The organism is Metapseudomonas cellulosilytica (assembly GCF_049334135.1).
GTDB lineage: Bacteria > Pseudomonadota > Gammaproteobacteria > Pseudomonadales > Pseudomonadaceae > Metapseudomonas.
Genome location: NZ_JBHZGN010000008.1, coordinates 76652 through 99205, shown reverse-complemented (window position 1 = coordinate 99205; position 22554 = coordinate 76652). Strand labels below are relative to the sequence as shown.

General features: G+C 65.5%; 21 protein-coding genes. 5 read left to right on the top strand and 16 right to left on the bottom strand.

The window, feature by feature from the left end:
• Positions 1-50: 50 nt before the first annotated feature.
• The 6 genes from ACFW0H_RS12360 to ACFW0H_RS12335 all read right to left on the bottom strand — a co-directional run bounded on the left by ACFW0H_RS12360 (position 51) and on the right by ACFW0H_RS12335 (position 5096).
• Positions 51-911 (bottom strand): LysR family transcriptional regulator, encoded by an 861-nt coding sequence (locus ACFW0H_RS12360; RefSeq protein ID WP_422914191.1) that lies wholly within the window; start codon positions 909-911, stop codon positions 51-53.
• A gap of 278 nt (positions 912-1189) precedes the next feature.
• A complete protein-coding gene (locus ACFW0H_RS12355; protein ID WP_422914190.1) occupies positions 1190-1633 on the bottom strand; it encodes a YybH family protein in 444 nt (147 codons plus the stop codon).
• A 121-nt stretch (positions 1634-1754) separates the two neighbouring features.
• Positions 1755-2978, bottom strand: coding sequence for an RNA polymerase sigma factor (locus tag ACFW0H_RS12350; protein WP_422914327.1), 1224 nt, complete (start codon positions 2976-2978; stop codon positions 1755-1757).
• Between the two features lie 31 nt (positions 2979-3009).
• Positions 3010-3396 carry a YciI family protein gene (locus ACFW0H_RS12345; RefSeq protein ID WP_422914189.1) on the bottom strand — a complete coding sequence of 129 codons (387 nt, stop codon included), beginning with the start codon at positions 3394-3396 and terminating at the stop codon, positions 3010-3012.
• Between the two features lie 213 nt (positions 3397-3609).
• Complete coding sequence (locus tag ACFW0H_RS12340; protein ID WP_422914188.1) at positions 3610-4140, bottom strand: SRPBCC family protein; 531 nt, start codon at positions 4138-4140, stop codon at positions 3610-3612.
• A gap of 62 nt (positions 4141-4202) precedes the next feature.
• Positions 4203-5096, bottom strand: a complete 894-nt coding sequence (locus tag ACFW0H_RS12335) for a LysR family transcriptional regulator (RefSeq protein WP_422914187.1) — start codon at positions 5094-5096, stop codon at positions 4203-4205.
• 100 nt (positions 5097-5196) lie between these two features.
• On the opposite strand from ACFW0H_RS12335, the gene ACFW0H_RS12330 reads away from it, so the two are divergent.
• Both ACFW0H_RS12330 and ACFW0H_RS12325 read left to right on the top strand, forming a co-directional pair.
• Positions 5197-5916, top strand: coding sequence for a CTP synthase C-terminal region-related (seleno)protein (locus ACFW0H_RS12330; RefSeq protein WP_422914186.1), 720 nt, complete (start codon positions 5197-5199; stop codon positions 5914-5916).
• The gene (locus tag ACFW0H_RS12325; protein ID WP_422914185.1) at positions 5913-6233 is read left to right on the top strand and encodes an antibiotic biosynthesis monooxygenase family protein; all 321 of its coding nucleotides are present in this window, start codon (positions 5913-5915) and stop codon (positions 6231-6233) included. The genes ACFW0H_RS12330 and ACFW0H_RS12325 overlap by 4 nt, the downstream gene beginning before the upstream one ends.
• A gap of 569 nt (positions 6234-6802) precedes the next feature.
• Here ACFW0H_RS12325 and ACFW0H_RS12320 read toward each other — a convergent pair.
• From ACFW0H_RS12320 to ACFW0H_RS12305, 4 genes are all read right to left on the bottom strand, one after another.
• The gene (locus ACFW0H_RS12320; protein WP_422914184.1) at positions 6803-8137 is read right to left on the bottom strand and encodes an OprO/OprP family phosphate-selective porin; all 1335 of its coding nucleotides are present in this window, start codon (positions 8135-8137) and stop codon (positions 6803-6805) included.
• 279 nt (positions 8138-8416) lie between these two features.
• Entirely contained in the window at positions 8417-8650 is a 234-nt protein-coding gene (locus tag ACFW0H_RS12315) for a zf-HC2 domain-containing protein (RefSeq protein ID WP_422914183.1), read from the bottom strand.
• Positions 8644-9255 (bottom strand): RNA polymerase sigma factor, encoded by a 612-nt coding sequence (locus ACFW0H_RS12310; RefSeq protein ID WP_422914182.1) that lies wholly within the window; start codon positions 9253-9255, stop codon positions 8644-8646. The genes ACFW0H_RS12315 and ACFW0H_RS12310 overlap by 7 nt, the downstream gene beginning before the upstream one ends.
• Positions 9255-10376: a beta-ketoacyl-ACP synthase III gene (locus ACFW0H_RS12305; RefSeq protein WP_422914181.1), complete on the bottom strand. Its 1122-nt coding sequence runs from the start codon at positions 10374-10376 to the stop codon at positions 9255-9257. Before ACFW0H_RS12305 ends, ACFW0H_RS12310 begins: the two co-directional genes overlap by 1 nt.
• A 427-nt stretch (positions 10377-10803) precedes the next feature.
• Here ACFW0H_RS12305 and ACFW0H_RS12300 point away from each other — a divergent pair, with 427 nt between their 5' ends.
• Complete coding sequence (locus ACFW0H_RS12300) at positions 10804-11238, top strand: HIT family protein (RefSeq protein ID WP_422914180.1); 435 nt, start codon at positions 10804-10806, stop codon at positions 11236-11238.
• Between the two features lie 272 nt (positions 11239-11510).
• On the opposite strand, the gene ACFW0H_RS12295 is transcribed toward ACFW0H_RS12300, so the two are convergent.
• The 6 genes from ACFW0H_RS12295 to fadD2 form a co-directional block, all read right to left on the bottom strand.
• Positions 11511-12041, bottom strand: a complete 531-nt coding sequence (locus tag ACFW0H_RS12295; protein WP_422914179.1) for a DUF3087 domain-containing protein — start codon at positions 12039-12041, stop codon at positions 11511-11513.
• Complete coding sequence (hrpA, locus tag ACFW0H_RS12290; RefSeq protein WP_422914178.1) at positions 12041-16120, bottom strand: ATP-dependent RNA helicase HrpA; 4080 nt, start codon at positions 16118-16120, stop codon at positions 12041-12043. Before hrpA ends, ACFW0H_RS12295 begins: the two co-directional genes overlap by 1 nt.
• A gap of 173 nt (positions 16121-16293) precedes the next feature.
• Positions 16294-16596 carry a type II toxin-antitoxin system RelE/ParE family toxin gene (locus ACFW0H_RS12285; RefSeq protein WP_422914177.1) on the bottom strand — a complete coding sequence of 101 codons (303 nt, stop codon included), beginning with the start codon at positions 16594-16596 and terminating at the stop codon, positions 16294-16296.
• Complete coding sequence (locus tag ACFW0H_RS12280) at positions 16593-16814, bottom strand: addiction module protein (RefSeq protein ID WP_422914176.1); 222 nt, start codon at positions 16812-16814, stop codon at positions 16593-16595. The genes ACFW0H_RS12285 and ACFW0H_RS12280 overlap by 4 nt, the downstream gene beginning before the upstream one ends.
• Before the next feature lie 137 nt (positions 16815-16951).
• Complete coding sequence (gene fadD1, locus ACFW0H_RS12275) at positions 16952-18658, bottom strand: long-chain-fatty-acid--CoA ligase FadD1 (protein ID WP_422914175.1); 1707 nt, start codon at positions 18656-18658, stop codon at positions 16952-16954.
• A 345-nt stretch (positions 18659-19003) separates the two neighbouring features.
• Positions 19004-20692, bottom strand: a complete 1689-nt coding sequence (fadD2, locus tag ACFW0H_RS12270) for a long-chain-fatty-acid--CoA ligase FadD2 (RefSeq protein ID WP_422914174.1) — start codon at positions 20690-20692, stop codon at positions 19004-19006.
• Between the two features lie 225 nt (positions 20693-20917).
• Here fadD2 and ACFW0H_RS12265 point away from each other — a divergent pair, with 225 nt between their 5' ends.
• Complete coding sequence (locus ACFW0H_RS12265; protein WP_422914173.1) at positions 20918-21877, top strand: alpha/beta hydrolase; 960 nt, start codon at positions 20918-20920, stop codon at positions 21875-21877.
• Positions 21874-22344, top strand: coding sequence for a MaoC family dehydratase (locus tag ACFW0H_RS12260; protein WP_377692470.1), 471 nt, complete (start codon positions 21874-21876; stop codon positions 22342-22344). Before ACFW0H_RS12265 ends, ACFW0H_RS12260 begins: the two co-directional genes overlap by 4 nt.
• Positions 22345-22554 lie beyond the last annotated feature (210 nt).

Sequence of the window (22554 nt, the reverse complement as noted above, 5' to 3'; positions counted from 1 at the left end):
AAAGGGATTTCCACCCTACGTGCCGATTGACATGAAATCGCCCACTGTCCTCAGATCGGATCCCAGCGCCGGGACCAGTCGATATCCTCGGCCACCACTTCGCGCAGCACCTCGATGGCCTGGCGCAGCGCCGGAGAGTCCTTCTCGCGGGAATAGACCAGGTAGGTGGGATAGGTGAATTCCGGCGCCTTCTCCACCCGTTCCAATTCGCCGCTTTCCAGGTGGCCCTGCACCACGCGGGTGCGGAAGTAACCGGAGCCTCCGCATTGCAGGATGTAGTGCAGGGCCAGTGGGCCGAGGTTGGTGGCGAGCACGGCGCTGGCCTTCTCGGGTAGCGCGGCGTCGTGGCGCTGACGGAATTCCGGGCCCCAGTCGTTGTAGATGTAGGGCTCGGCGGTGACCACCGAACGCACCTGGATCAGCTTCTCCTCCAGCAGCAACTCCACCTGCAGGCCCGGCCAGTAGTCGGGACGGTAGACCAGCGCGGCATCCAGCAGCCCGCTCTGCAGTTGCTGTTGCAAGTGACTCGCCTCGCCCACCTCGGCGCGCACCGCAAGGGACGGCATGCGCTCGCGCAGGCGGATCACCCAGTTGAGCACCAGCGGGCTGCACAGGCTCGTCTCGCCCCCCAGGTTGAGCACGTCGCGATAGCCCTCGGGCAGCGGCAGGTCGCGCCTCGCCGCCTCCCAGGTCTGCACCAGCTGGTTGGCATAGGCGACGAACACCTCGCCGTCGGGAGTCAGCCGCGCCCCGGCGCGATTGCGCACGAAGAGTCGGCAGTCCAGCTGCTGCTCCAGGTTCTGCACCCGTGCGGTGATGGTGGTCTGAGTGACATGCAGGCGCTCGGCGGCAGCGACGAAGCTGCCGGTGCGGACGATCTCCAGGAAGGTACGCGCCAGGTCGATATCCATGGGCTCGCTCGGATACTGGGGGAAGGCCGAGTTTACCGGCTGGCAGGTGGCGCCGCCCCGTCTTGTGAGGGCGAATTCATCCGCGAAGAAGGATACCGCTCTTCTTATCCACAACCGGCGCCAGATCATAGTCCGCCTGGTGGACGAAAAGGCGCCGTCCACGTTACGGGCTGACTCGCTTTTCGTAGGGTGGATAGCGCTTTTCTATCCGCCAACGCGGCCGAGCCCGCCCCCGATGGTGGATCGATCAAGCGTGATCCACCCGGGCCGGGCCCGGATCAGGGCTGCAGGTCGAACAGGGCCTTGCCGCTTTCCATATCGAAGGGCGCGGAGAAGTGCTCGTGGACGATCTTCCACTGCCCGTCGCGCTTCACGTAACACTGGGTGCCGCGCATCCAGCTGGTCTTCACTTCGCCGTCCTGCTCGCCCCCGCAGCGAACGAGGCAGTGCAGGAAGGCCACGCTGGCGTCGGCCTGGATGGTCGGCTCGGCCGGCTCGAAGATGCTGTCGCCGCTGCATATCTCCATGCAGAAGCGCCAGTGCTGGTCGTAGGCCTGGATACCCTTGAATTGCAGCTTGAGGACGGCGTCGTAGGCGATCACGTCATCGGCATAGCAGGCCATGATCTTGTCCACGTCCTTGGCGCGGGCGGCTTTCAGCCACCGGTTGAAGACGTCGTGCACTTCCAGTTCGGCGGTGGCCTTGAGGGTTTCACTGCTCATGGTGCATCTCCTTGGTTCCAAGAAGGTGTTCCGTCCGGCGGCGTGCCGGCGGGTTCATCCCCGGTCGTGGATCGTGGTCCGGTGTCGACACCGCCATCGCCGCCAGCGACGAATGGCGTCGTCACGCCTCCAGTTCACGCAGGCGCTTCTCGATGAAGCGCCGCTCCGGCTCCTGGCGCACCAGCGCCAGGGCGCTGCGATAGGCCGCGATCGCCTCGCTCCTGCGCCCCAGGCGGCGGCACAGGTCGGCGCGGGCGGCATGGGCCAGGTGGTACTCGCCGAGCTCGCCGGCGTCCAGCAGCGCATCCACTTGCTTCAGGCCCGCCTCGGGCCCATCGCGCATGGCGATGGCCACCGCACGGTTCAGCGCCACCACCGGCGACTGCAGCAGGCGCTGCAACACATCATAGAGGCCGACGATCTGCCCCCAGTCGGTATGTGCCGCGTCCGGCGCCTGGGCATGCACGGCAGCGATGGCGGCCTGCAGCAGGTAGGCGCCGACGCGCCGGCTGGCCAGGGCCTGGTTCACCAGGGCGAGCCCCTCCACGATCTGCGCGCGATCCCAGAGGGAACGGTCCTGGTCGTCCAGCAGGATCAGCTCGCCATCGGCCGTGGCTCGCGCGGCCCGGCGCGAATCGTGCAGTAGCATCAGCGCCAGCAGGCCCATGACTTCCGGGTCCGGCAGCAGTTCGAGGAGCAGCCGCGCCAGGCGGATGGCTTCGGCGGAAAGATCGGTGCGGGTCAGGGAATCGCCGGAGGACGCGGAATAGCCCTCATTGAACACCAGGTAAATGACCCGCAAGACGTTATCCAGCCGCTCCGGCAGTTCGGCCAGGGCCGGTACCTGGTAGGGGATGCGGGCATCGCGGATCTTCGCCTTGGCGCGCACGATGCGCTGGGCGATGGTGGACGGGCTGCTGAGAAAGGCGCGGGCGATTTCCTCGGTCTTGAGGTCGCAGACCTCGCGCAGGGTCAGGGGTACCTGGGCGTCGGCGGGCAGCGCCGGGTGGCAGCAGGTGAAGATCAGCCGCAGGCGGTCGTCCTCCACATCCTCACCCTCCTCGAAGGCGCTGGCGGCCTCTTCCAGTTCCGCCACCAGGTGACGCTTGGAAGCATCGAAGCGGGCGCGCCGACGCAGGCTGTCGATGGCCTTGAAGCGGCCGGCGGACACCAGCCAGGCACGCGGACTGGCCGGCACGCCATCCCGCGGCCACTGCTGCACGGCGGCGATGAAGGCGTCGTGCAGGGCTTCCTCGGCCAGGTCGAAATCCCCCAGCAGGCGGATCAGGGTGGCGAGCACGCGCCGCGAGTCGCTGCGGTAGATCGCCTCGACCCGCTGGCGCAGATCGACCTCTTCCATCAGGGGCTCCTTGTCATCAGGAGGCGGCTTCCAGGGGGCGGATGTTCGGCCGCACCTCGGGCTCGCGGATCGGCCGCACCTCGATGCAGCCCAGCCGCGCCGGCGGGATCTTCGAGGCGATCTGGATGGCCTCGTTGAGATCGCGGGCTTCGATCATGTAGAAGCCGCCGAGCTGCTCCTTGGTTTCCGCGAAGGGGCCGTCGGTCATGGAGAGGCGACCGCCCTGTATGCGCAGGGTGGTGGCGCTCTGCACCGACTCCAGGGCATTGGATGCCAGGTAGTGGCCGCTGGCGGTGAGCTGCTCGGTGTAGTCCAGGCATTCGCTGGCGATGGCGTGGTAGTCGGCATCGGTCAGGCTGGCCAGCTTGGCTTCGTCGATATAGATCAGGCACAGGTATTTCATGGCGGGTTCCTCGGGTGGCTGTGGGGTACTGACACCCATTGGTCGTTCGGCGGCGCCAGGAATCGACAGGGCCGCTGGAAAATTCCGTTCTCCTTGAAAGCTGACCATCCTGGTAGGGGCGAATTCATTCGCCCCTACCAGGATTCCATCGAGGAATGAAGAATAGCCCGTCGGCCGCACCCGGCCCGACAAGGGGCCGGGTGGTCTGCGGGGCTATTTCTCGGCAGCCGCCTTGAGGTTGGTCAGGCCCTGGTCGAATTTGCCGCCCACCATGTCATCCATGTCGAAGAACACCTGCATCAGCCGGTGGGTGTAGGGCGAGGGACCGTACATCGCCCAGGTGACCTGGGTGCCGTTGCCGTTATGCGGCTGCAGGGTGAATTCAGCCGTGTTGTGGGCTTCGAAGGGCATCTCGAAGTCCAGCTTGATCTCTACCCGGGAAGCCGGTTCGCTGTGGGTGATCTGCATTCTCCCGGTGCCCACCTCGTTGTTGCCCTTCCATGCGTAGACCGAGCCAACACCCTGCTTGGGACCGCTGTATTCGCGTTTCAGGGTCGGGTCGAGCTTTTCCCATGGCGACCACGCGGTCCATTGACTGAAATCGTTGATCAGCGGGAAGACCTTGTCCGGCGGCGCCGCGATGGTGGCCGTGCGTTCGATGCGGAAATGGTCGGGACTGATTGCGGCGTACCCCAGCACGCCGAGTATCGCGACGACGATGATGGCGAGTATGGCTTTGAACATGGCGCCCTCCGGGGGGCTTCAGGCGGGTGGACTGGCACTTCGGCAGTACATCCTGAACAAGGTTAGCCGCTCTGCGAAGCGGTGCCCGGAAGACGGATGTACCGCCCCAGTTCGTCGAACAGCGTGGTGACCGAGCGCAGGGCACGGCAGTCGGGGCGGGTCAGAAGCCAGAGGGCACTGCTGCAACCGGGCAGGTCGGCTTCCAGCACCGCGAGTTCCTTCGCTCCTTCCACCAGGAAGGCCGGAAGTGCCGCCACGCCGAGGCCGGCCCGGACCAGTTGGGCCACCGACAACATGCTGTTGCAGCGATAGGCCGGCTGCGCCTCGGGATACCGTTGGCGGCGCCACGCCAGGCTGGGGTGGTTGGGCAGGAAATCGTCCGGGGCGATCCAGGCCAGGCGCGCCGGATCGCGGCTGGCCTGCCGCGCCAGATAGTCCTCCGCGGCGCAGAGCACATAGGGCACCGCGCCGAGGCAACGTCCTACAAGATGGCCCGGCGGCGTCGTGGTCAGGCGCAGGGCGATGTCGGCATCGCGGCGACTGAGGTTGGCGAAGTCGTTGGAGGTGGTCAGTTCCAGCTCCAGCGCCGGATAGGCCGGCATGAAACGCGCCAGCGCCGGCAGCAGCAGGCCGTGGAGCACCGCGTCGGTGCAGGTCAGGCGCAGGGTGCCGCTGACCGCCTCGCGGCCCTGTTCCAGCCCGAGGCGTGCGGCCTCCAGCGCCTTCTCCGCCAGCTCGGCCTGTTGCGCCATGAGTTGCGCCCTGGCATTGGGCAGGTAGCCCGCGCGGCTCTTTTCGAACAGCACGCTGCCCAGGGCCTGTTCCAGGCGCCGCAGGGAACGGAACACCGTGGACACATCCACCCTGAGCAGTTCAGCTGCCCGCGCCAGGGTGCCGCCACGGACCAGCGCCAGTACCAGGGCGAGGTCCGCATGGTCGATCCGATATTGCGTCATTGCAATCTCGCTTTGCTCAATCGCCAATATTGATTGCCATGACGCAACTATATAGTCGGCCTGAACGGGCGCAAGCCGCGCCCTCATGGGAGAACGGAAGATGCAGGAACCCCGGCAAGGACAGAGGACGCTGCGTATCGCCCTGGTGGGCGAACGGGACGATCGGATCACCGCTCACCGCGCCATTCCCCGCGCGCTGGAGCTGGCAGCGGAGGCCAAGGGCCAGGCGTTGCGGGCGGACTGGCTGGCCACCGACAGCATCACTGCGGCACACCTCGACGACTTCGACGGCCTCTGGTGCGTGCCCGGCAGCCCCTACCGTGACACCGAAGGCGCCCTGCAATCCATCGCCCATGCGCGGCGCCAGCTCCTGCCGTTCCTCGGCACCTGTGGCGGCTTCCAGCACGCGCTGCTGGAATACGCGCGCAATGTGCTCGGCTGGGCCGACGCCGAACATGCCGAATGCACCCCGGACGCTCCGCGCGCCGTGATCAGCCCCCTGCCCTGCGCCTTGCGGGAAACCCTGGAGCGGGTGCAACTGCGAGAGGGTTCACGGCTCGCCGAGGCCTACAGCGCGAGCGAAGCCTTCGAAGGCTATCACTGCGGTTACGGCCTCAACCCCGCCTTCCGCGAGGCGCTCACCCGGGGGCCGCTGCAGGTGGCCGCGACCGACGCCGTCGGCGCCGTGCGGGCGGTGGAGCTGGAGGGCCACCCCTTCTTCGTCGCCACCCTGTTCCAACCGGAACGCGCCGCCCTGATCGGTCGCCTGCCGCCGATAGTGGCGGCCTTCATCGAGGCCTGCCAGGGAGTCGTCCGATGATCGCCCGGACGCCGGAGCCACCTTATTACGCCGTGATCTTTACCTCGCTGCGCAGCGAAACCGATCAGGATTACGCCGCCACCGCCGAACGCATGCTGGAACTGGCACGCGAGCAACCGGGATTCCTCGGTGTGGAATCCGCCCGTGGCGCCGATGGACTGGGGATTACCGTGTCTTACTGGGCCAGCGAGGAGGCCATCCGAGCCTGGCGCACCCAGGCCGAGCACCGGGAAGCGCAGCGGCGCGGGCGGGAGGAGTGGTACCGGGCCTTTCGTACGCGGGTGGCTTATGTGGAAAGGGAGTATGGAACGACGTGATGGCGTCCGGGGCAGGCCTGCGGCCTGCTTGGCGATTGAATCCGCCGCTCGCCGCTAGCTCCCTCACCCCCGACCCCTCTCCCGGAGGGAGAGGGGTGACTCGCGCCGGTGGGTCCAGAGCCATCCTGAAGCCCAAACGGGCATGACGCCGAGCAGAAATGGTGGGACAGCGACTCCGCCCCGTCAGGAGGCCGAGCGGAATCGTTGCAGAGGGGGACGAGCGGCATGGATGCCGCGAGAGGCGTGCGGGGCCATGGATGGCCCCTCACGCCGGGCCCCCGGAGCGACGATGGAGCAAGGGAAGTTTGGCGAAGCCAAACCCGGATGCCGGGGCAAGCCTTTTGGTTCCTTTTTGGGGGGCGGCCATCCGTCGTTTGAAAAAGGGACTCACCCGGGAGGGCGAAACAGAAAGCCGCCGCCCACTCGGCAATGAGCTGGGCCGTTGAACAACAAGCTCACACAAGATTGCCCGTCCTCTGTGTTCCCGGAATTCCGCGAAGAATCAAAAAAAAAGCCCCGCCAGATGGCGGGGCTCAAGAAACCAAGAAGGAGCGGGACGTTTCGTCCTCTTAGAACACGTACTGGCCGCGGAGTACGAAGCCGGCGCCATCGTCGTCGCCGTTGGCGTTGGTGGCGTTGTCCACTTTGGTCATGACGTAGTAGCCGCCGATCTTCACCGCTTCGTTGGCGTACCAGTTCACACCGATGTTGTGCACCTTGGCTTCGACGTCATCGATGTTGGCGAAGGCGCCGTTGTCGTCATCCGCGCCGATGTCGTCATAGCGGTAGAACACTTCCCAGGCACCCAGACCCTTGTTGGCGGGCTTGATCTTGTCGAACTTGCCGAGTTTGTAGTCGCGGGCTTCACCGGTCAGGGTGTAGGCGACCTGGACGTAGTAGCCGTCGGCCTCGATGTCTTGGCGGTTGGCGGCCTTGGCTTCGACTTCGCGCTTCAGGTATTCGCTCTGGATGGAGAACGGACCCGCGGCGAAGGCGGCTTCCAGGCCCCAGGTGCTGTCGTCTTCGAACGCGCCGACCGGAGTGTTGTTGGCGCCGGCCAGTACCAGGCGGTTGCCGTTAGCGCCGGCATCCTGGCCACCGTCGGTGCTCACGCCACGCATGCCGAGGCGGCTGCGGATACGGCCGTCGAAGGCGGTGTCGGACAGGTCGCGCTGGGCGTAGTTGACGCCGAAGTGCAGTACGTTGCCGGCTTCATGCAGCGGTGCGAAGACGCCGCGGGCGTTGAACTGGCGAACGCTGTCGCCGTCCTTTTCCTGGTTGAGGGCGTCGTTGGCAGTGACGCCAGCGGAACCGTACAGGGAAGCGCCGTAGGTACCGGAAACCTGGATGCCCATGCCGCCGTTGTGGGCGTTGACGTAGTCGGCCAGGTCATAGGCAGCGGTACGCTCCTGGGCGGTCACCCACTTGGAGCTGGTGGCCTTTTCCAGGCCGAAATCGGGGTCGAAGCGGCCGAACTTGATGGCCACCGGCTGGAAGCCGAGGTAGGACAGGGAGGCTTCGTCGAAGTAGCCGTCACCGTTGGCGTCGCCGTTGCTGCCGCCACGGTTGTCGCCGCCGGCGTTGTGGGAGAAGTCGTAGTTGACCTGGTAGGCCCAGTCGGTGAAGGCGATACCGCCGATTTCAAGGAAGGCGCGGCGGAAATAGCCGGCGTCAGCGGTGTTGCCGTTGACGGTGTAGAAACCGTCGAAACGGCTGTAGTCAGCCTGCAGGCGGCCACCCAGCTTGAAGCTGAATGCTTTGTCGGTGGTGCCAACTTCAAGGCCGCCTTTGGTCTTGACGACGATGTCGGCGCCGTCAGTGGTAACGGTACCTGCGAAAGCCTGGGCGGAAATGGCCAGGGCCATGGCGCTGGCGGCAAAACCGGCGAAGTGCTTACGGATCATCGAAGAATTCCCCTATTGGTCTTTAGCGTTAGAAAACACTCGAGCGGAGGGCTCGTCGGTGCTGGTGGGGAATCTTGGCGATGGGTTATTTCAGCTCGGTTGCTCCTATATAAATATTTTGTGACAACGGAACTTTTTTACTTCGATTTTTCATAAGCAAAGAACCGCTCTGGAACGGGCATTCCAGCCATTTTCAGCGGCTTTTGAGCGACGATGGGACGTAAAAAAGCGGGTTGCGAAAATCGCGATTCGCGACTACCCAGTGGTTGGATTGGGTGGCTAGAGGGGTTCCCGGCGTTTCTGCGCCAGGAGCGCAGCCAGGTCGTCCAACTCGTCTCCATGGCGTTCGGGCAGGAGGCGGATGACGGCCTGGGTCAGCTTCATCTGCTTGATGAAGCGCCGGCAGTTGCGGCAGAGCATCAGGTGGCGGCGCATGGCGATGCGCTCGCGGAAACTCATTTCACCATCGAGAAGATCACTGGAACGGGCAACCAGCTCCTTGCAACTCAGCATTGGCCTGTCTCCTCGAAATGCTCCAGCGTGGCGAACAGCTTCAATCTCCCCCGGTGCAACAGCACCCGGACATTGGAGAGCGAGATCTCCAGTAAATTACAGATCTCCTCAAGCTCCAGTCCCTGGCGTTCGCGCAGCAACACCACGCTGCGCTGCATCTCCGAAAGGCTCAGCAGGGTCTTTTCCAGGCATTGGCGCAATTCGTCCTCGGCGAGCAGGGCTTCGGGCGAGTCCTGATGCCAGGCGGGAACGATCGCGGCCCAGTGGCCGTCCTCGGCGAAACGGGACTCGCCGATGGTCCCGTGGGGCGCTGGCAGGTCATCGAGCAGCACTTCGCGGCGGCTCTGCTTGAGGCGGCTGCGGGCGGCGTTGGCGACGATGGTCAGCAGCCAGGTCTTGAGGCTGGAGCGCTGCTGGAAGCCGTCGAGATTGCGCACCACCGCCAGCCAGGCGTCCTGCACCACTTCATCGGCGTGGCGCTGGCCAGCGATGGCATAGGCCACCGCACGCATGGCGCCCTGGTAGGCGCCGATCAGCTCGCGAAAGGCCGCCTGTTCCCCGGCCAGCAGCCGGGGCAGCAGGTCCACGTCGGCCGGGACGCTCATCAGCGCTTGCGCAGGATCACGCTGCCGATGGAGTAGCCGGCGCCGAAGGAGCTGAGCACGCCGAGCGCGCCACTGGGCAGGTCGTCCTGGTGCTTGTGGAAGGCGATCACCGAACCGGCGGAGCTGGTGTTGGCATAGGTGTCGAGGATCACCGGCGCCTCCTGGGGCTCGGCGTCACGGCCCAGCAGCTTGCGGGCGATCAGCAGGTTCATGTTGAGGTTCGCCTGGTGCAGCCAGAAGCGCTTCACGTCGGCGACGTTGAGCTTGTTTTCGTCCAGGTGGGTGGCGATCAGCTCGGCGACCATCGGGCAGACGTCCTTGAACACCTTGCGGCCTTCCTGGACGAACAGTTTGTCGCGGGCGCCGACGCCCTCTTCCGCCGCGCGGTTGAGGAAGCCGAAGTTGTTGCGGATGTTGTTGGAGAACTGGGTCAGCAGCTTGGTACCGACGACCTCGAACTGATGGTTGGAGGTGGCCTGGTCGGCGCGCTCGATGACCACCGCGGTGGCCGCGTCACCGAAGATGAAGTGGCTGTCGCGGTCGCGGAAGTTCAGATGGCCGGTGCAGATTTCCGGGTTGACCATCAGCACCGCGCGGGCCTCGCCGGTCTTCACGGCGTTGGTGGCCGCCTGGATGCCGAAGGTCGCCGAGGAGCAGGCGACGTTCATGTCATAGCCGAAGCCCTCGATGCCCAGGGCCGCCTGCACTTCGATGGCCACTGCCGGGTAGGCGCGCTGCAGGTTGGAGCAGGCGACGATCACGCCGTCGATGTCGGCCGGGGTCCTGCCGGCGCGCTCCAGGGCCTGCTTCGCGGCGCCCACCGCCATCTCGCAAAGGATGCCCCACTCGTCGTTGGAGCGTTCGGGGATGCGCGGCGTCATGCGCTTGGGATCGAGGATGCCGTCCTTGTCCACCACGAAACGGCTCTTGATGCCGGATGCCTTCTCGATGAAGGCCACACTGGATTCGGCCAGGGCTTCGATCTCGCCACGCTCGATGGCGGCGGCGTTCTCCGCATTGAACGCCTGGACATAGGCATTGAAGGACGCCACCAGCTCCTCGTTGGAGATGCTGTTGGGCGGGGTATACAGGCCGGTGCCACTGATCACGACATTGTGCACGGTCGATCCTCTCGATACTGGGCTGCCCCGGGAGGCAGCCGGTTAGGCATTCAGCTGTCGGCCATATCGGGCCGACGGCGTGAAGGGGTTGCCTCGCCACCGGGGCGAGACAAGCGATTCTTCCTGGCATTTGTTCCCGTCGCCCCTTCCAGCCTGGAAAGGAGCCCGGAGATAGCCGCAGGTCGATGCGAAGGTTAACTCCAGAAATGGCCTGTGGCGACGGGGACTTTGGCCAGAATTACGCCTAAATCGGGTGGATAAATAGTCAAAGTTGGACTACCCATCCACTTTCCTCCCCTCACCCCGGTTCGCGAATCCAAGGCGCACCATCACGCCGAATCCGTGCATTTCGGCCGGTCCGGGCTTCAATCCGCTGTCGACGGACGGTATGGTGCGCGGCTACTACCCGCCAATCGGAGAATGCTCGATGAGCCTGCACGGCACCTATGATCCGCAGAACGTCTTCGCCCAGATCATTCGCGGCGAGGCCCCCTGCTACAAGCTCTACGAAGACGACGACGTGCTCGCCTTCCTGGATATCTTTCCGCAGTCCTTCGGCCACACCCTGGTGATTCCCAAGCGCTCGGCCGCGCGCAACATCCTGGAGATCGAGGCCGAGGCCCTGGCCAAGGTGATGGCCGTGGTGCAACGACTGACCCATGTGCTGGTGAAGGAACTCGAACCGGCCGGCGTGCAGGTGGCCCAGTTCAACGGCGCGCCGGCGGGCCAGACGGTCTTCCATATCCACATGCACATCGTGCCGCGCTTCGAAGGCGAGTCCCTGGGCATCCACGCCAGCAAGAAAGCCGACCCGCAGGAGCTTGAATCTCTCCAGGCGCGCCTGCTCAAGCACCTTCAGTAACACCCGGCTGCGGTGCCGCTGCGGGACCGCAACGGTGGCTCGGTGAAGCGTGATCCACCCTACCACGGGCAATCCGAGCTACGCAGGGTGGATGGCGCTTTTTCCATCCACCATAGCGGGCCGACATGTGCGGCCTCTGACACGTCGCTTGTTGGGTTTCGTACCTCTACCCAACCTACGAGACTGCGGGGTCCCGTAGGTTGGCGCTGCGGAACGAAGCCCAACACAGGTGCCGGCCGTGAACGTTGGGCTTCGCTGCGCTCAGCGCCAACCTACAGATCCTTCACCGCCCCCAGCCAGGCCGGCTCCAGGCGGTTCTGCTCCGGGTCGAGGCCCTGGGCTTCCATGGCCTCGCGGTGCTGGTCCATCTCGCGCACCTGCTGGCTGAGGTCGGAGAGGTTGCCATCGAGCTGGTACATCTGGGTCAGGGCCAGGTGGTAGAAGCGCAGCAGCTTCATGGCCGTGGGGTCGCCCACGGCGACGCCCGCCTTGACCTTGTGCATGACATTGCCGATTCGCATCAGGCTGCGCTTGAGCTGCCAGCCGTACACTGCTGGCGCCATCCAGGGGCGCGGCCAGAACTGCAGGCGGACCATGGCCACAGTCAGGGCCAGGCCCAGCAGCACGCCGACCAGGTTCCAGCGGAAGTTGTCGCCACCGGCGCTGCCGAACAGCTGCACGCAGAAGGTCGACAGCAGCAGCGCCAGGGCGATGAACAGGCCGGCGACAATCAGGGTGATGCGCCGGGTCTGCTTGCGGTAGAGCTCGGGGCTCATGGGGCGGATTTCGAAGGTCGCGCTCATCAGGCTTCCACTTGGCTCCACTGCTTGTTCAATCGTTTGTCCGAAACCGCCATGCGCGTTCCCAGTTGCTGGGCGAACAGCGAGACGCGGTACTCCTCCAGCATCCAGCGGTAGAGCACCAGCTCGGGGTCGCGCTTGCCTTCCTGGGCGTGCTTGGCCAGGCGCGCCTGGTACTGCTCCCAGTAACCGGCCAGCTCGCCGGACCAGACGCGGTCGCGTTGCAGCTGCGCGGCGATCTTGTCGAAGCGCTGTTCGATGGCCTTGAGGTAGCGCGGCAATTCCTTCAGCCATTCAGCCGGGGTTTCACGGACGAAGCCCGGATAGACCAGGTTGCCGAGCTGCGCCTTGATGTCGTTCAGCGCCACCGCCTGGGCCAGGTCGATACGGCCCTTGAAGCGCTTCTGCAGGGCATGCCAGAGCTTGAGGATATCCAGGGTCAGCCGCGCCAGGCGCTCGGCGTGCTCGGCCCAGGCGCCGCGCTTTTTCTCGGCGAGCGATGCCAGGGCCGCGCCGTCGCGGGGCAGGCTGGCTTCGCCATCGAGGATGCAGCTGTCCAGGCTGGCCAGGAGGATGTCCTCCACCAGGGCATCGACACGGCCCATGTCGCGGTAGAGCAGGCCCAGCTCGGTCAGGCCAGGCAGCTTGCCGCGGAGGAATTTGGCGGTCTCGGCCAGCTGTTGCAGCAGCAGGCGCTGCAGGGCGCGGCGGTGCTGCCAGTCGGCCTCGGCCTGGGTCGGGAAGCGGCTTTCCTTGACCGTGCCACCCTCCTCCACCAGCGCCGGGTAGACGGTCATGGACAACCCGGCGACCTTCTGCTGGGTCTTCTCGGCCACCTGGGCGAAGCCCTTGGCCTCGACCGGCTTCTGCTCCTGCTGCGCCTGGGGGATGGCCAGGGCGGCCTGGCTGGCTTCGGCGAAGCGCGCGGTGATCTCGGCCAGGTCGCGGCCTTCGCCGAGGAACTTGCCGCGGGCGTCAACCACTTCCAGGTTCATCTTCAGGTGGTTTTCGAGCTGGGCCGCAGCCTCGGCCCAGGCGTCTTCCGGCACCCGGGCGCCGGTCATGCGGGTCAGCTCGCGGCCCAGGGATTCGGGCAGGGAGCCCTGGGCGAAGACGATCTTGTCCAGGGCGGCCTTGACGAAGTCCGGCACCGGCACGAAGTTCTTGCGTATCGCCTTGGGCAGGTTGCGCACCAGGGCGATGCATTTGGCTTCCAGCAGGCCGGGCACCAGCCACTCCAGGCGCTCGGCCGGCAGCTGCGGCAGGAGCGGCGCCGGCACCCGCAGGGTCACTCCGTCGCGGGGGTGGCCAGGCTCGAAGTGGTAGGACAGCGGCAGCTGCAGCTCGCCCAGGCGCAGCTTGTCCGGGTACTGCGCGGCGGTGACCTCGCTGGCCTCGCGGGCCAGCACGTCTTCCTCACGCATGATCAGCAGATCGGGGTTCTGCGCCCGTTCGCGCTCGTACCATTTCTCGAAGGAGGCGGTCTGGTAGATGTCCGCCGGCAGCCGCGCGGCATAGTAGGCGAAGAGGGTTTCCTCATCGGCCAGGATGTCGCGACGGCGCGCCTTGGCTTCCAGTTCGTCGAGCCTTTCCAGCAATTGGCGGTTGGCGGCGAGGCATTTCGCCTTGCTTTGGATTTCGCCGCGCACCAGCCCTTCACGGATGAACAGCTCGCGGGAAACCTCCGGGTCCACCGGACCATAGTGCACGGCACGGCGGCCAACGATGATCAGGCCGTAGAGGGTGATCTGCTCATAGGCCACCACCTGGCCACGACGCTTCTCCCAGTGGGGCTCCAGGTGGTTCTTCTTCACCAGGTGGCCGGCCAGCGGCTCCAGCCAGTCCGGTTCGATCTTGGCCACCATGCGCGCGAACAGCTTGGTGGTTTCCACCAGTTCGGCGGTCATGAGCCACTGCGGGCGCTTCTTGGCGATGGCGGTGCCGGGGTGGATCCAGAAACGCCGCTGGCGCGCGCCCAGGTAGTCGCCTTCCTCGGTCTTCTGGCCGATCTGGCTGAGCAGGCCGCAGAGGATGGCCTTGTGCACCTTGGCGTAGTCGATGCTGCGCTGTTGCTGTTCGGCCTTGGCCACAGCACCCGTCGCGTGATGCGGCGGATTGGCAGGAGCGCTCTGCGTAGGATGGCGCTGAGCGGAACGATGCCCATCGTTTCCGACAGCATGGGTATCGCTCCGCTCCACCCATCCTACGGGGGCTTCGGCGCGGGCTTTCTTGCCGGATTCGGGGAAAAGCTTCAGTTCGCGGCAGATCAGCACCAGTTGGCGGTGGGCATCGCGCCACTCGCGCAGGCGCAGGTAGTTGAGGAAGTTCTTCCGGCACCAGTTGCGCAGGGCGTTGGAGCCCAGGGCCTGACGTTGCTCCTCGAAGCCGCGCCAGAGGTTGATCAGCGCTGCGAAGTCGGAGTCCACGTCCTTCCACTGGGCATGGGCCTGGTCGGCGGCCTGCTGGCGCTCGATGGGGCGCTCGCGCGGGTCTTGCACGGACAGCGCGGCAGCGACCACCAGCACTTCGTCCAGGCTGCCCTGGCGGGCGCCCTCCAGCACCATGCGGCCCAGGCGCGGGTCGATGGGCAGGCGTGCCAGTTGGCGGCCGATGGGGGTGAGCTGGCTCTCGCGGTTCACCGCCGAGAGTTCCTGCAGCAGGGTGAAGCCGTCCTTGATCGCCTTGCCGTCCGGCGGCTCGATGAAGGGGAAGGCCTCGATGTCACCCAGGCGCAGGTGGAGCATCTGCAGGATCACCGCTGCGAGGTTGGTGCGCAGGATCTCCGGGTCAGTGAAGGCCGGGCGGGCGAGGAAGTCCTCCTCGCTGTAGAGGCGCACGCAGATGCCGGGCTCAACCCGGCCGCAACGGCCCTTGCGCTGGTTGGCGCTGGCCTGGGACACCGCTTCCACCGGCAGGCGCTGGACCTTGGCGCGGTAGCTGTAGCGGCTGATGCGCGCAGTGCCGCTGTCGATCACGTAGCGGATGCCGGGCACAGTGAGCGAGGTTTCCGCCACGTTGGTGGCCAGCACGATCTTGCGTCCCGGCATGGGCTGGAAGATCTTCTGCTGCTCGGCCGGGGTCAGGCGCGCATAAAGAGGCAGCACTTCGGTGTGGCGCAGGTTGGCCTTGCGCAGCACCTCGGCGCAGTCGCGGATTTCCCGCTCGCCGGGCAGGAACACCAGCACGTCGCCGGGGCGCTTGCCTACTTCGCGCTCATGGACGGTGATCTCGTCCAGGGCGCGGAGGATGCCCTGGTCCACGGACAGGTCGTCGAACAGCGCCTCGCCGTCCTCGTCCACTTCGGCGGCGAGCGGCCGGTACCAGGTGTCCACCGGATAGGTGCGGCCGGAGACTTCGATGATGGGCGCATCGCCGAAGTGCTTGGCGAAGCGCTCCAGGTCGATGGTGGCCGAGGTGATGATCAGCTTGAGGTCGGGGCGACGCGGCAGCAGGGTCTTGAGGTAGCCCAGCAGGAAGTCGATGTTCAGGCTGCGCTCGTGGGCCTCGTCGACAATGATGGTGTCGTAGCGCTCGAGGAAGCGGTCGTGCTGGGTCTCGGCCAGCAGGATGCCGTCGGTCATCAGCTTGATCAGGCTGCGCTCGTTGGACTGGTCCTCGAAGCGCACCTGATAGCCCACCAGCTCCCCGAGGGGGCTGCCGATCTCTTCCGCCACCCGGGTCGCCACGCTGCGCGCCGCCAGCCGGCGCGGCTGGGTATGGCCGATCAGGCCGTGGGCACCGCGACCGATCTCCAGGCAGATCTTCGGCAGCTGGGTGGTCTTGCCCGAACCGGTCTCGCCGGCGATCACCAGCACCTGGTGCTTCTCCAGCGCCGCCTTGATCTCGTCGCGCTTGGCGGCGATGGGCAGGGCGTCGTCATAGCGCATCCGCGGCACACTGGCGCGCCGCGCCTCGACCCGCGCCACCGAGGCCTGGAAGCGCTCGGCCCACTGCGCCAGCTTGGCGTCGTCCGGCTGCTTGCGCAGCTCGTGGAGCTGCCGGCGCAGGCGATGGCGGTCGGCGCCCATGGCCTGGTCGAGGCGTTTCAGGAGTTGTTCGGGGCTGGGGGATTGCTCGCTCATCGGGTCCGCTGGTTCTGCTGTCAATTTCGGCAAGGGCGGGATTGTCGCAGATTTCCCCGGGGGAGGGCTCGGACCTGTGGGGGCGAATTCATGGCATCTGCCCCCATGAGGGGCCTGACGGTGGACCTGCGGCCCACTTGGCGATTGAACTCTACAGCGGCAAGGGCTACAGCCTATCGGCAGGCATCACGCCGGTCGCGCCAGTACTCTGGGGCGCGGTGCAGGTGAGCAATGGCGAGCACCAGCAGGTCATCGCCGTCCTGGGCGTAAATCACGCCATAGGGGAAACGCGCCAGGCGGCATCGGCGGGTGTTCTGGCTGAGCGAGTGCCAGGCGTCGGGATAGTGCTCGATGAGCCGGAAGACCCGGACCAGTTCGATCAGGAAAGCATCGCCCAGGCCGGGGGCTTGTTCTTCGTACCAGGCGACCGCCTCGGCCAACTCGATCTCAGCCGCCTGGAGGAGCTTGAGGCTCATTTGTTCAGGTATTTTCCCAGTACCTCGGCCAGCGGCAGGGCCTTGATTTCGCCGCGTCGGTATGCGGCCAGCCGATCCTCAGCTTCCCCCGCCCACTGGGCGTCGAGGGTGGCGTCCGGGCTATCCAGGCTGTCCAGCAGGTCTTCCACCAGCTCCAGGCGCTCGCTGGCGGAAAGGCGCCGGGCCTCCTTGGACAGGGTGTGGCTGGACTGGCTCATGGGGTTCGCTCCAGTTGGGCAAAGTGGAAGTGACGCAGCACCTATATAACACGCCGGCACGCGGCGCCAGTCATGGAGCCACCACAGAAACGACAAGGCCCCGCGATTGCGGGGCCTTGTCTGGCAGGGGGGAAGGATCAGGCCCGGGCCTTTTCCTGCTTCGCCTTGAGCTTCTTCAGCTCTTCGTCGCGCAGTTCGCGGCGCAGGATCTTGCCGACGTTGGTGGTCGGCAGGGCGTCGCGGAACTCGATGGCACGCGGCACCTTGTAGCCGGTGACATTGCCGCGCATGTGCTCCATCACCTGGTCCTTGGTGAGGCTGACGCCGGGCTTGACCACCACGAACATCTTGATCGCCTCGCCGGACTTCTCGTCCGGCACGCCGATGGCGGCGCACTGCAGCACGCCCGGCAGGGTCGCCAGCACGTCTTCCAGCTCGTTCGGGTACACGTTGAAACCGGACACCAGGATCATGTCCTTCTTGCGGTCGACGATGCGCATGAAGCCGTCGTCCTGGATCACCGCGATGTCGCCCGTACGCAGCCAGCCGTCAGCGTCGAGGATTTCGTCGGTGGCGTCCTGGCGCTGCCAGTAGCCCTTCATTACCTGCGGCCCCTTCACGCACAGCTCGCCCGGCGCGCCCAGGCCGACGTCCTTGCCTTCCTCGTCCACCACCTTGCACTGGGTGGAAGGCACCGGGATGCCGATGGTGCCGACCTGGATGCTCTGGAAGGGGTTCACCGACACCACCGGGCTGGTCTCGGTCATGCCGTAGCCTTCGCTGATGGCGCAGCCGGTGACCTGCTTCCAGCGCTCGGCGGTGGCCAGTTGCAGCGCCATGCCGCCGGACAGGGTCAGTTTCAACGCGGAGAAGTCCAGCTTGCGGAAAGCCTCGTTGTTGCACAGGGCAACGAACAGGGTGTTCAGGCCGACGAAACCGGTGAACTTGTACTTCGCCAGCTCCTTGGTCATGGACGGCAGGTCGCGCGGGTTGGAGATGAGGATGTTGTGGTTGCCGGTCAGCATCATCGCCATGCAATGGAAGGTGAAGGCGTAGATGTGATAGAGCGGCAGCGGGGTGATGAGGATCTCGCAACCTTCGTTGAGGTTGGCGCCCATCAGCGCCTTGCACTGCAGCATGTTGGCGATCAGGTTGCGGTGGGTCAGCATCGCGCCCTTGGCCACGCCGGTGGTGCCGCCGGTGTACTGCAGCACGGCGATGTCGCCGCTCTGCGGGCTGACTTCGCGGACGGCGCGGCCGCGCCCCTTGGCCAGGGCGTCGTTGAGCTTGACCGCCTGGGGCAGGCTGAAGGGCGGCACCATCTTCTTCACATGCTTGATCACGGCATTGACCAGGATGCGCTTGAAGGTCGGCAGCAGGTCGCCCACTTCGGTGACGATGACGTGCTTGACGCCGGTTTTCGGCAGCACTTCCTCGGCCAGGTGGGCCATGTTGGCCAGGCACACCAGGGCCTTGGCGCCCGCGTCGTTGAACTGGTGCTCCATTTCCCGCGCGGTGTACAGCGGGTTGGTGTTGACCACGATCAGGCCGGCGCGCATGGCGCCGAAGACCACCACCGGATACTGCAGGATGTTCGGCAGCTGCACGGCGATGCGGTCGCCGGGCTTGAGGTCGGTGTGGTTCTGCAGGTAGGCGGCGAAGGCGCCGGACAGATCAAAGAGCTCACCGTAGGTGAGGGTCTTGCCCAGGTTGCTGAATGCGGGCTTGTCGGCAAAGCGTTGGCAGGACTGCTTCAATACCGCCTGGACGTTGGGGTACTGATCGGCGTTGATCTCGGCAGGAACGCCCGCTGGATATTTGTCCTTCCAGAAGTTATCGGTCATGGAGGCCCACTCCTAAGCAACAGCTGATTTCACTGCCCTCGGAGGGGCAGTTGTTTGTTGTGTTCTGTGCGATTGTGCGCCCGTCCGGGCAAAAAAACGCGCCGAGAGTAGCAGCTTTGCCAGAGGCTCACCAGCACCAAACCTGCCCTTGCCGGTCAGAAAAGTGACTACCACTAGTATTTACGGTCATTTTTGGAGTCTGAACTCTAAACGACCGACAAACGGCGTATTTCGGGGCTTTCGCGGGTTCTGCAATGGGCTTGGGGAAGGACCGAGACGGCGGAAGGGGGAAACGCGAAGGGGAACGGCGAGGGCAGGACGGACGACCCGCCCTGCCCTTTCGTATCAAGCGATGTCGCGCAGCTCGCGACGCAGGATCTTGCCCACCGGCGTCATCGGCAGGGCGTCCTTCAGCACGATGTGCTTGGGCACCTTGTAGCCGGTGAAATTCTCCTTGCAGTAGGCCTTCAGCTCCTCGACGCTGACGCCGCCGTCACGCGGCACCACGAAGAGCTTCACCGCCTCGCCGGACTTGTCGTCCGGTACGCCGATGGCCGCGCAGCTGGCCACCTTGGGGTGGGCCATGACCACATCTTCGATCTCGTTCGGGTAGACGTTGAATCCCGAGACGATGATCAGGTCCTTCTTGCGATCGACGATGCGCACGAAGCCATCCGGGTCGATCACGGCGATGTCGCCGGTCCGCAGCCAGCCCTCGGCGTCCAGCACCTCGGCAGTGGCCTCCGGGCGCTGCCAGTAGCCCTTCATCACCTGCGGCCCCTTGATGCACAGCTCGCCGCGCTCGCCCAGCGGCATCTCGTTGCCCGCATCGTCAATGGTCTTGAACGCCGTGCCCGGCACCGGGATGCCCACGGTACCCAGGCGCGCCTGGGCGCCGTAGGGGTTGGTGCTGGCCACCGGGGATGTCTCGGTCAGGCCGTAGCCTTCCACCACCGAGCAGCCGGTGATGGATTGCCAGCGCTCGGCGGTGGCCTTGACCAGGGCGGTGCCGCCGGAGTTGGTGACCTTGAGGTTGGAGAAGTCGAGGTGCTTGAACTCGGGGTGATCCATCAGCGCCACGAACAGGGTGTTCAGGCCCAGCAGCGCGGAGAAGCGCCACTTCTTCAACTCCTTGATGAAGCCGCCGATGTCCCGCGGGTTGGTGATGAGGATGTTGTGGTGGCCGTTGACGATCATGCACATGCAGTTCGCGGTGAAGGCATAGATATGGTAGAGCGGCAACGGCGCAATCATGATTTCCTGGCCCTGCTTCATCAGCGGCGCGCCGTCCGGCCCCAGCTGCGACAGGCAGGCGTCCACCTGCTGCATGTTGGCCACGAGGTTGCCGTGCGTCAGCATGGCGCCCTTGGCCACCCCCGTGGTGCCGCCGGTGTACTGCAGCACGGCGATATCCTCCAGCCCCACCCGGACCGGTTTCAGCGCGTGGCCCTGCCCCTGCTTCAGCGTCTCCTTGAAGGGTACCGCCTGGGGCAGGTGGAACTCGGGCACCATCTTCTTCACCTTCTTCACCAGGGTGTTCACCAGGCAGCCCTTGAGGCTTGGCAGCAGGTCCCCCATGCGGGCTTCGATCAGGTACTCGATCTCGGTGTCGGGCAGCACCTCTTCGACCAGCTTGCCGAACAGGTTGATATAGACCAGCGCGCGCACACCGGCGTCCTTGAACTGGTGGCGCATCTCGCGGGCGGTGTAGAGCGGGTTGGTGTTGACCACGATGAGCCCGGCGCGCAGGGCGCCGAACACGGCGATGGGGTATTGCAGGACATTGGGCATCTGCACGGCGATGCGGTCGCCGGGCGCGAGATCGGTGTGCTTCTGCAGGTAGGCGGCGAAGGCGGCGGACAGGCGATCCAGCTCGGCATAGGTCAGGGTCACGCCCAGGTTGCTGAAGGCCGGACGGTCGGCGAACTTCTTGCAGGACCGCTCGAACACCTCGATCACCGACTTGTAGGCGGCCAGATCGATATGGTTGGGCACGCCGGCCGGGCGTTTGTCGCTCCAGAAATCAGGTTGCATTGTTATTGTCCTCTAAGCCCTGAAATAGTCTGGCCCGCGCTGCGGGGTTGCCCGGAACTTAGCAGCTCCCCGGCTTAGCGCAAATACTCCGGGGCACGTCATTGACGGCGTGAATCTTGCCGCTCAAGAGTTGCACTTCATGGAACCGGCCGGTCACGACCGGACGCTTTGCTCTGCCTCGGAGGCCGTGCACAATGCGGCGATCAACCGGCAGAAGGATCGGCCATGCGCCACGATGCTTTCTGGCTCGACGCCAGCGATGCAGTGTCCCTGTACGTCAATCACTGGTCCGGCGATGCCGCGCCCAGGGCGGTGGTCATGCTCTCCCACGGCATGGCCGAGCACAGCGGCCGCTACGCCCGGCTGGGGGAGGCCCTGGTGGCCGCCGGCATCGAGTTGTACGCGATGGACCAGCGCGGCCATGGGCGCAGTGCCGAGCACGGCGTCCTTGGCCAGTACGCCGCGGAAGATGGCTGGAACAAGGTGATCGGCGACCTCGCCAGCCTCAACCACCATATCCGCCAGCAGCACCCGCATGCCCCGATTTTCCTGCTGGGCCACAGCATGGGCAGCTACATCGGCCAGGCCTACCTGATGCAGCACAGTTGCAGCCTGCACGGCGCCATTCTCTCCGGCTCGAACTACCAGCCGGTGGCGCTGTACAAGGTGGCCGGCCTGGTGGCCCGCTTCGAACGCTGGCGCCAGGGCAAGGAAGGCCGCAGCGCGTTGATCGACTTCCTCTCCTTCGGTTCCTTCAACAAGGCCTTCAAGCCCAACCGCACGGCCTTCGACTGGCTGAGCCGGGACTCGGCGGAAGTGGACAAGTACGTGGGCGATCCGCTGTGCGGCTTCCGTTGCACCAACCAGCTGTGGCTCGACCTGCTCGGCGGGCTTCTGAACATCACACCACCGAAGAACCTGGCGCAGATCGACCCTGACCTGCCGCTGCTGGTGATCGGCGGCGAGCACGACCCGGTCAGCGATGGCCGGCGCCTGCAGGATCTGGCCGCAGCCCTGCGCCAGGCCGGCATCAAGGACGTGCAACTGAACATCTATCCCGGCGCCCGCCACGAGTTGCTCAACGAGAGCAACCGCGACGAGGTGACCAGCGACTTGATCGACTGGCTGGAGCAGGCCCTTGCCCACAGTCGGCACCCACAACCGCAAGCCAAGGAGACCGCATGAGCCAGGTAACCAACTTCACCTACGACGCCCTGGAAGTCGGGCAGAAAGCCAACTTCTCCACCACCGTCGAAGAGCGCCACATCCAGCTGTTCGCCGCCGTCTCCGGCGACCGCAACCCGGTACACCTGGATGCCGAGTACGCCGCCGGCACCCTGTTCAAGGAACGCATCGCCCACGGCATGTTCACCGGCGCCCTGATCAGCGCGGCCATCGCCTGCGAGATGCCCGGCCCGGGCAGCATCTACCTCGGCCAGCAACTCAAGTTCACCCGCCCGGTGAAGCTGGGCGACAGCCTGACCGTGGAACTGGAAATCCTCGAGAAGCTGCCGAAGAACCGCGTGCGCATCGCCACCCGCGTGTTCAACCAGAACTCCGAGCAAGTCGTGGACGGCGAAGCCGAGGTGCTGGCGCCCAAGCAGCAGCTGTCGGTGGAACTGCCGGAGCTGCCGCCGATCACCATCGGCTGAGATTCGGCAGAATCGAAAAAGCCCGGCTGAGTCCGGGCTTTTTCATGGGCGACGCTGCCGCTTTTCTGTAGGGGCGAATTCATTCGCCAAGCAGGGCGAAGCCCTGCCGTAGGTTGGTGCTGAAGAGCGAAGCCCAACGATTCATACCTTCAGCCCCCTGCCGCGCCCAACCACCCTCACCCCCGACCCCTCTCCCGCAAGCGGTAGAGG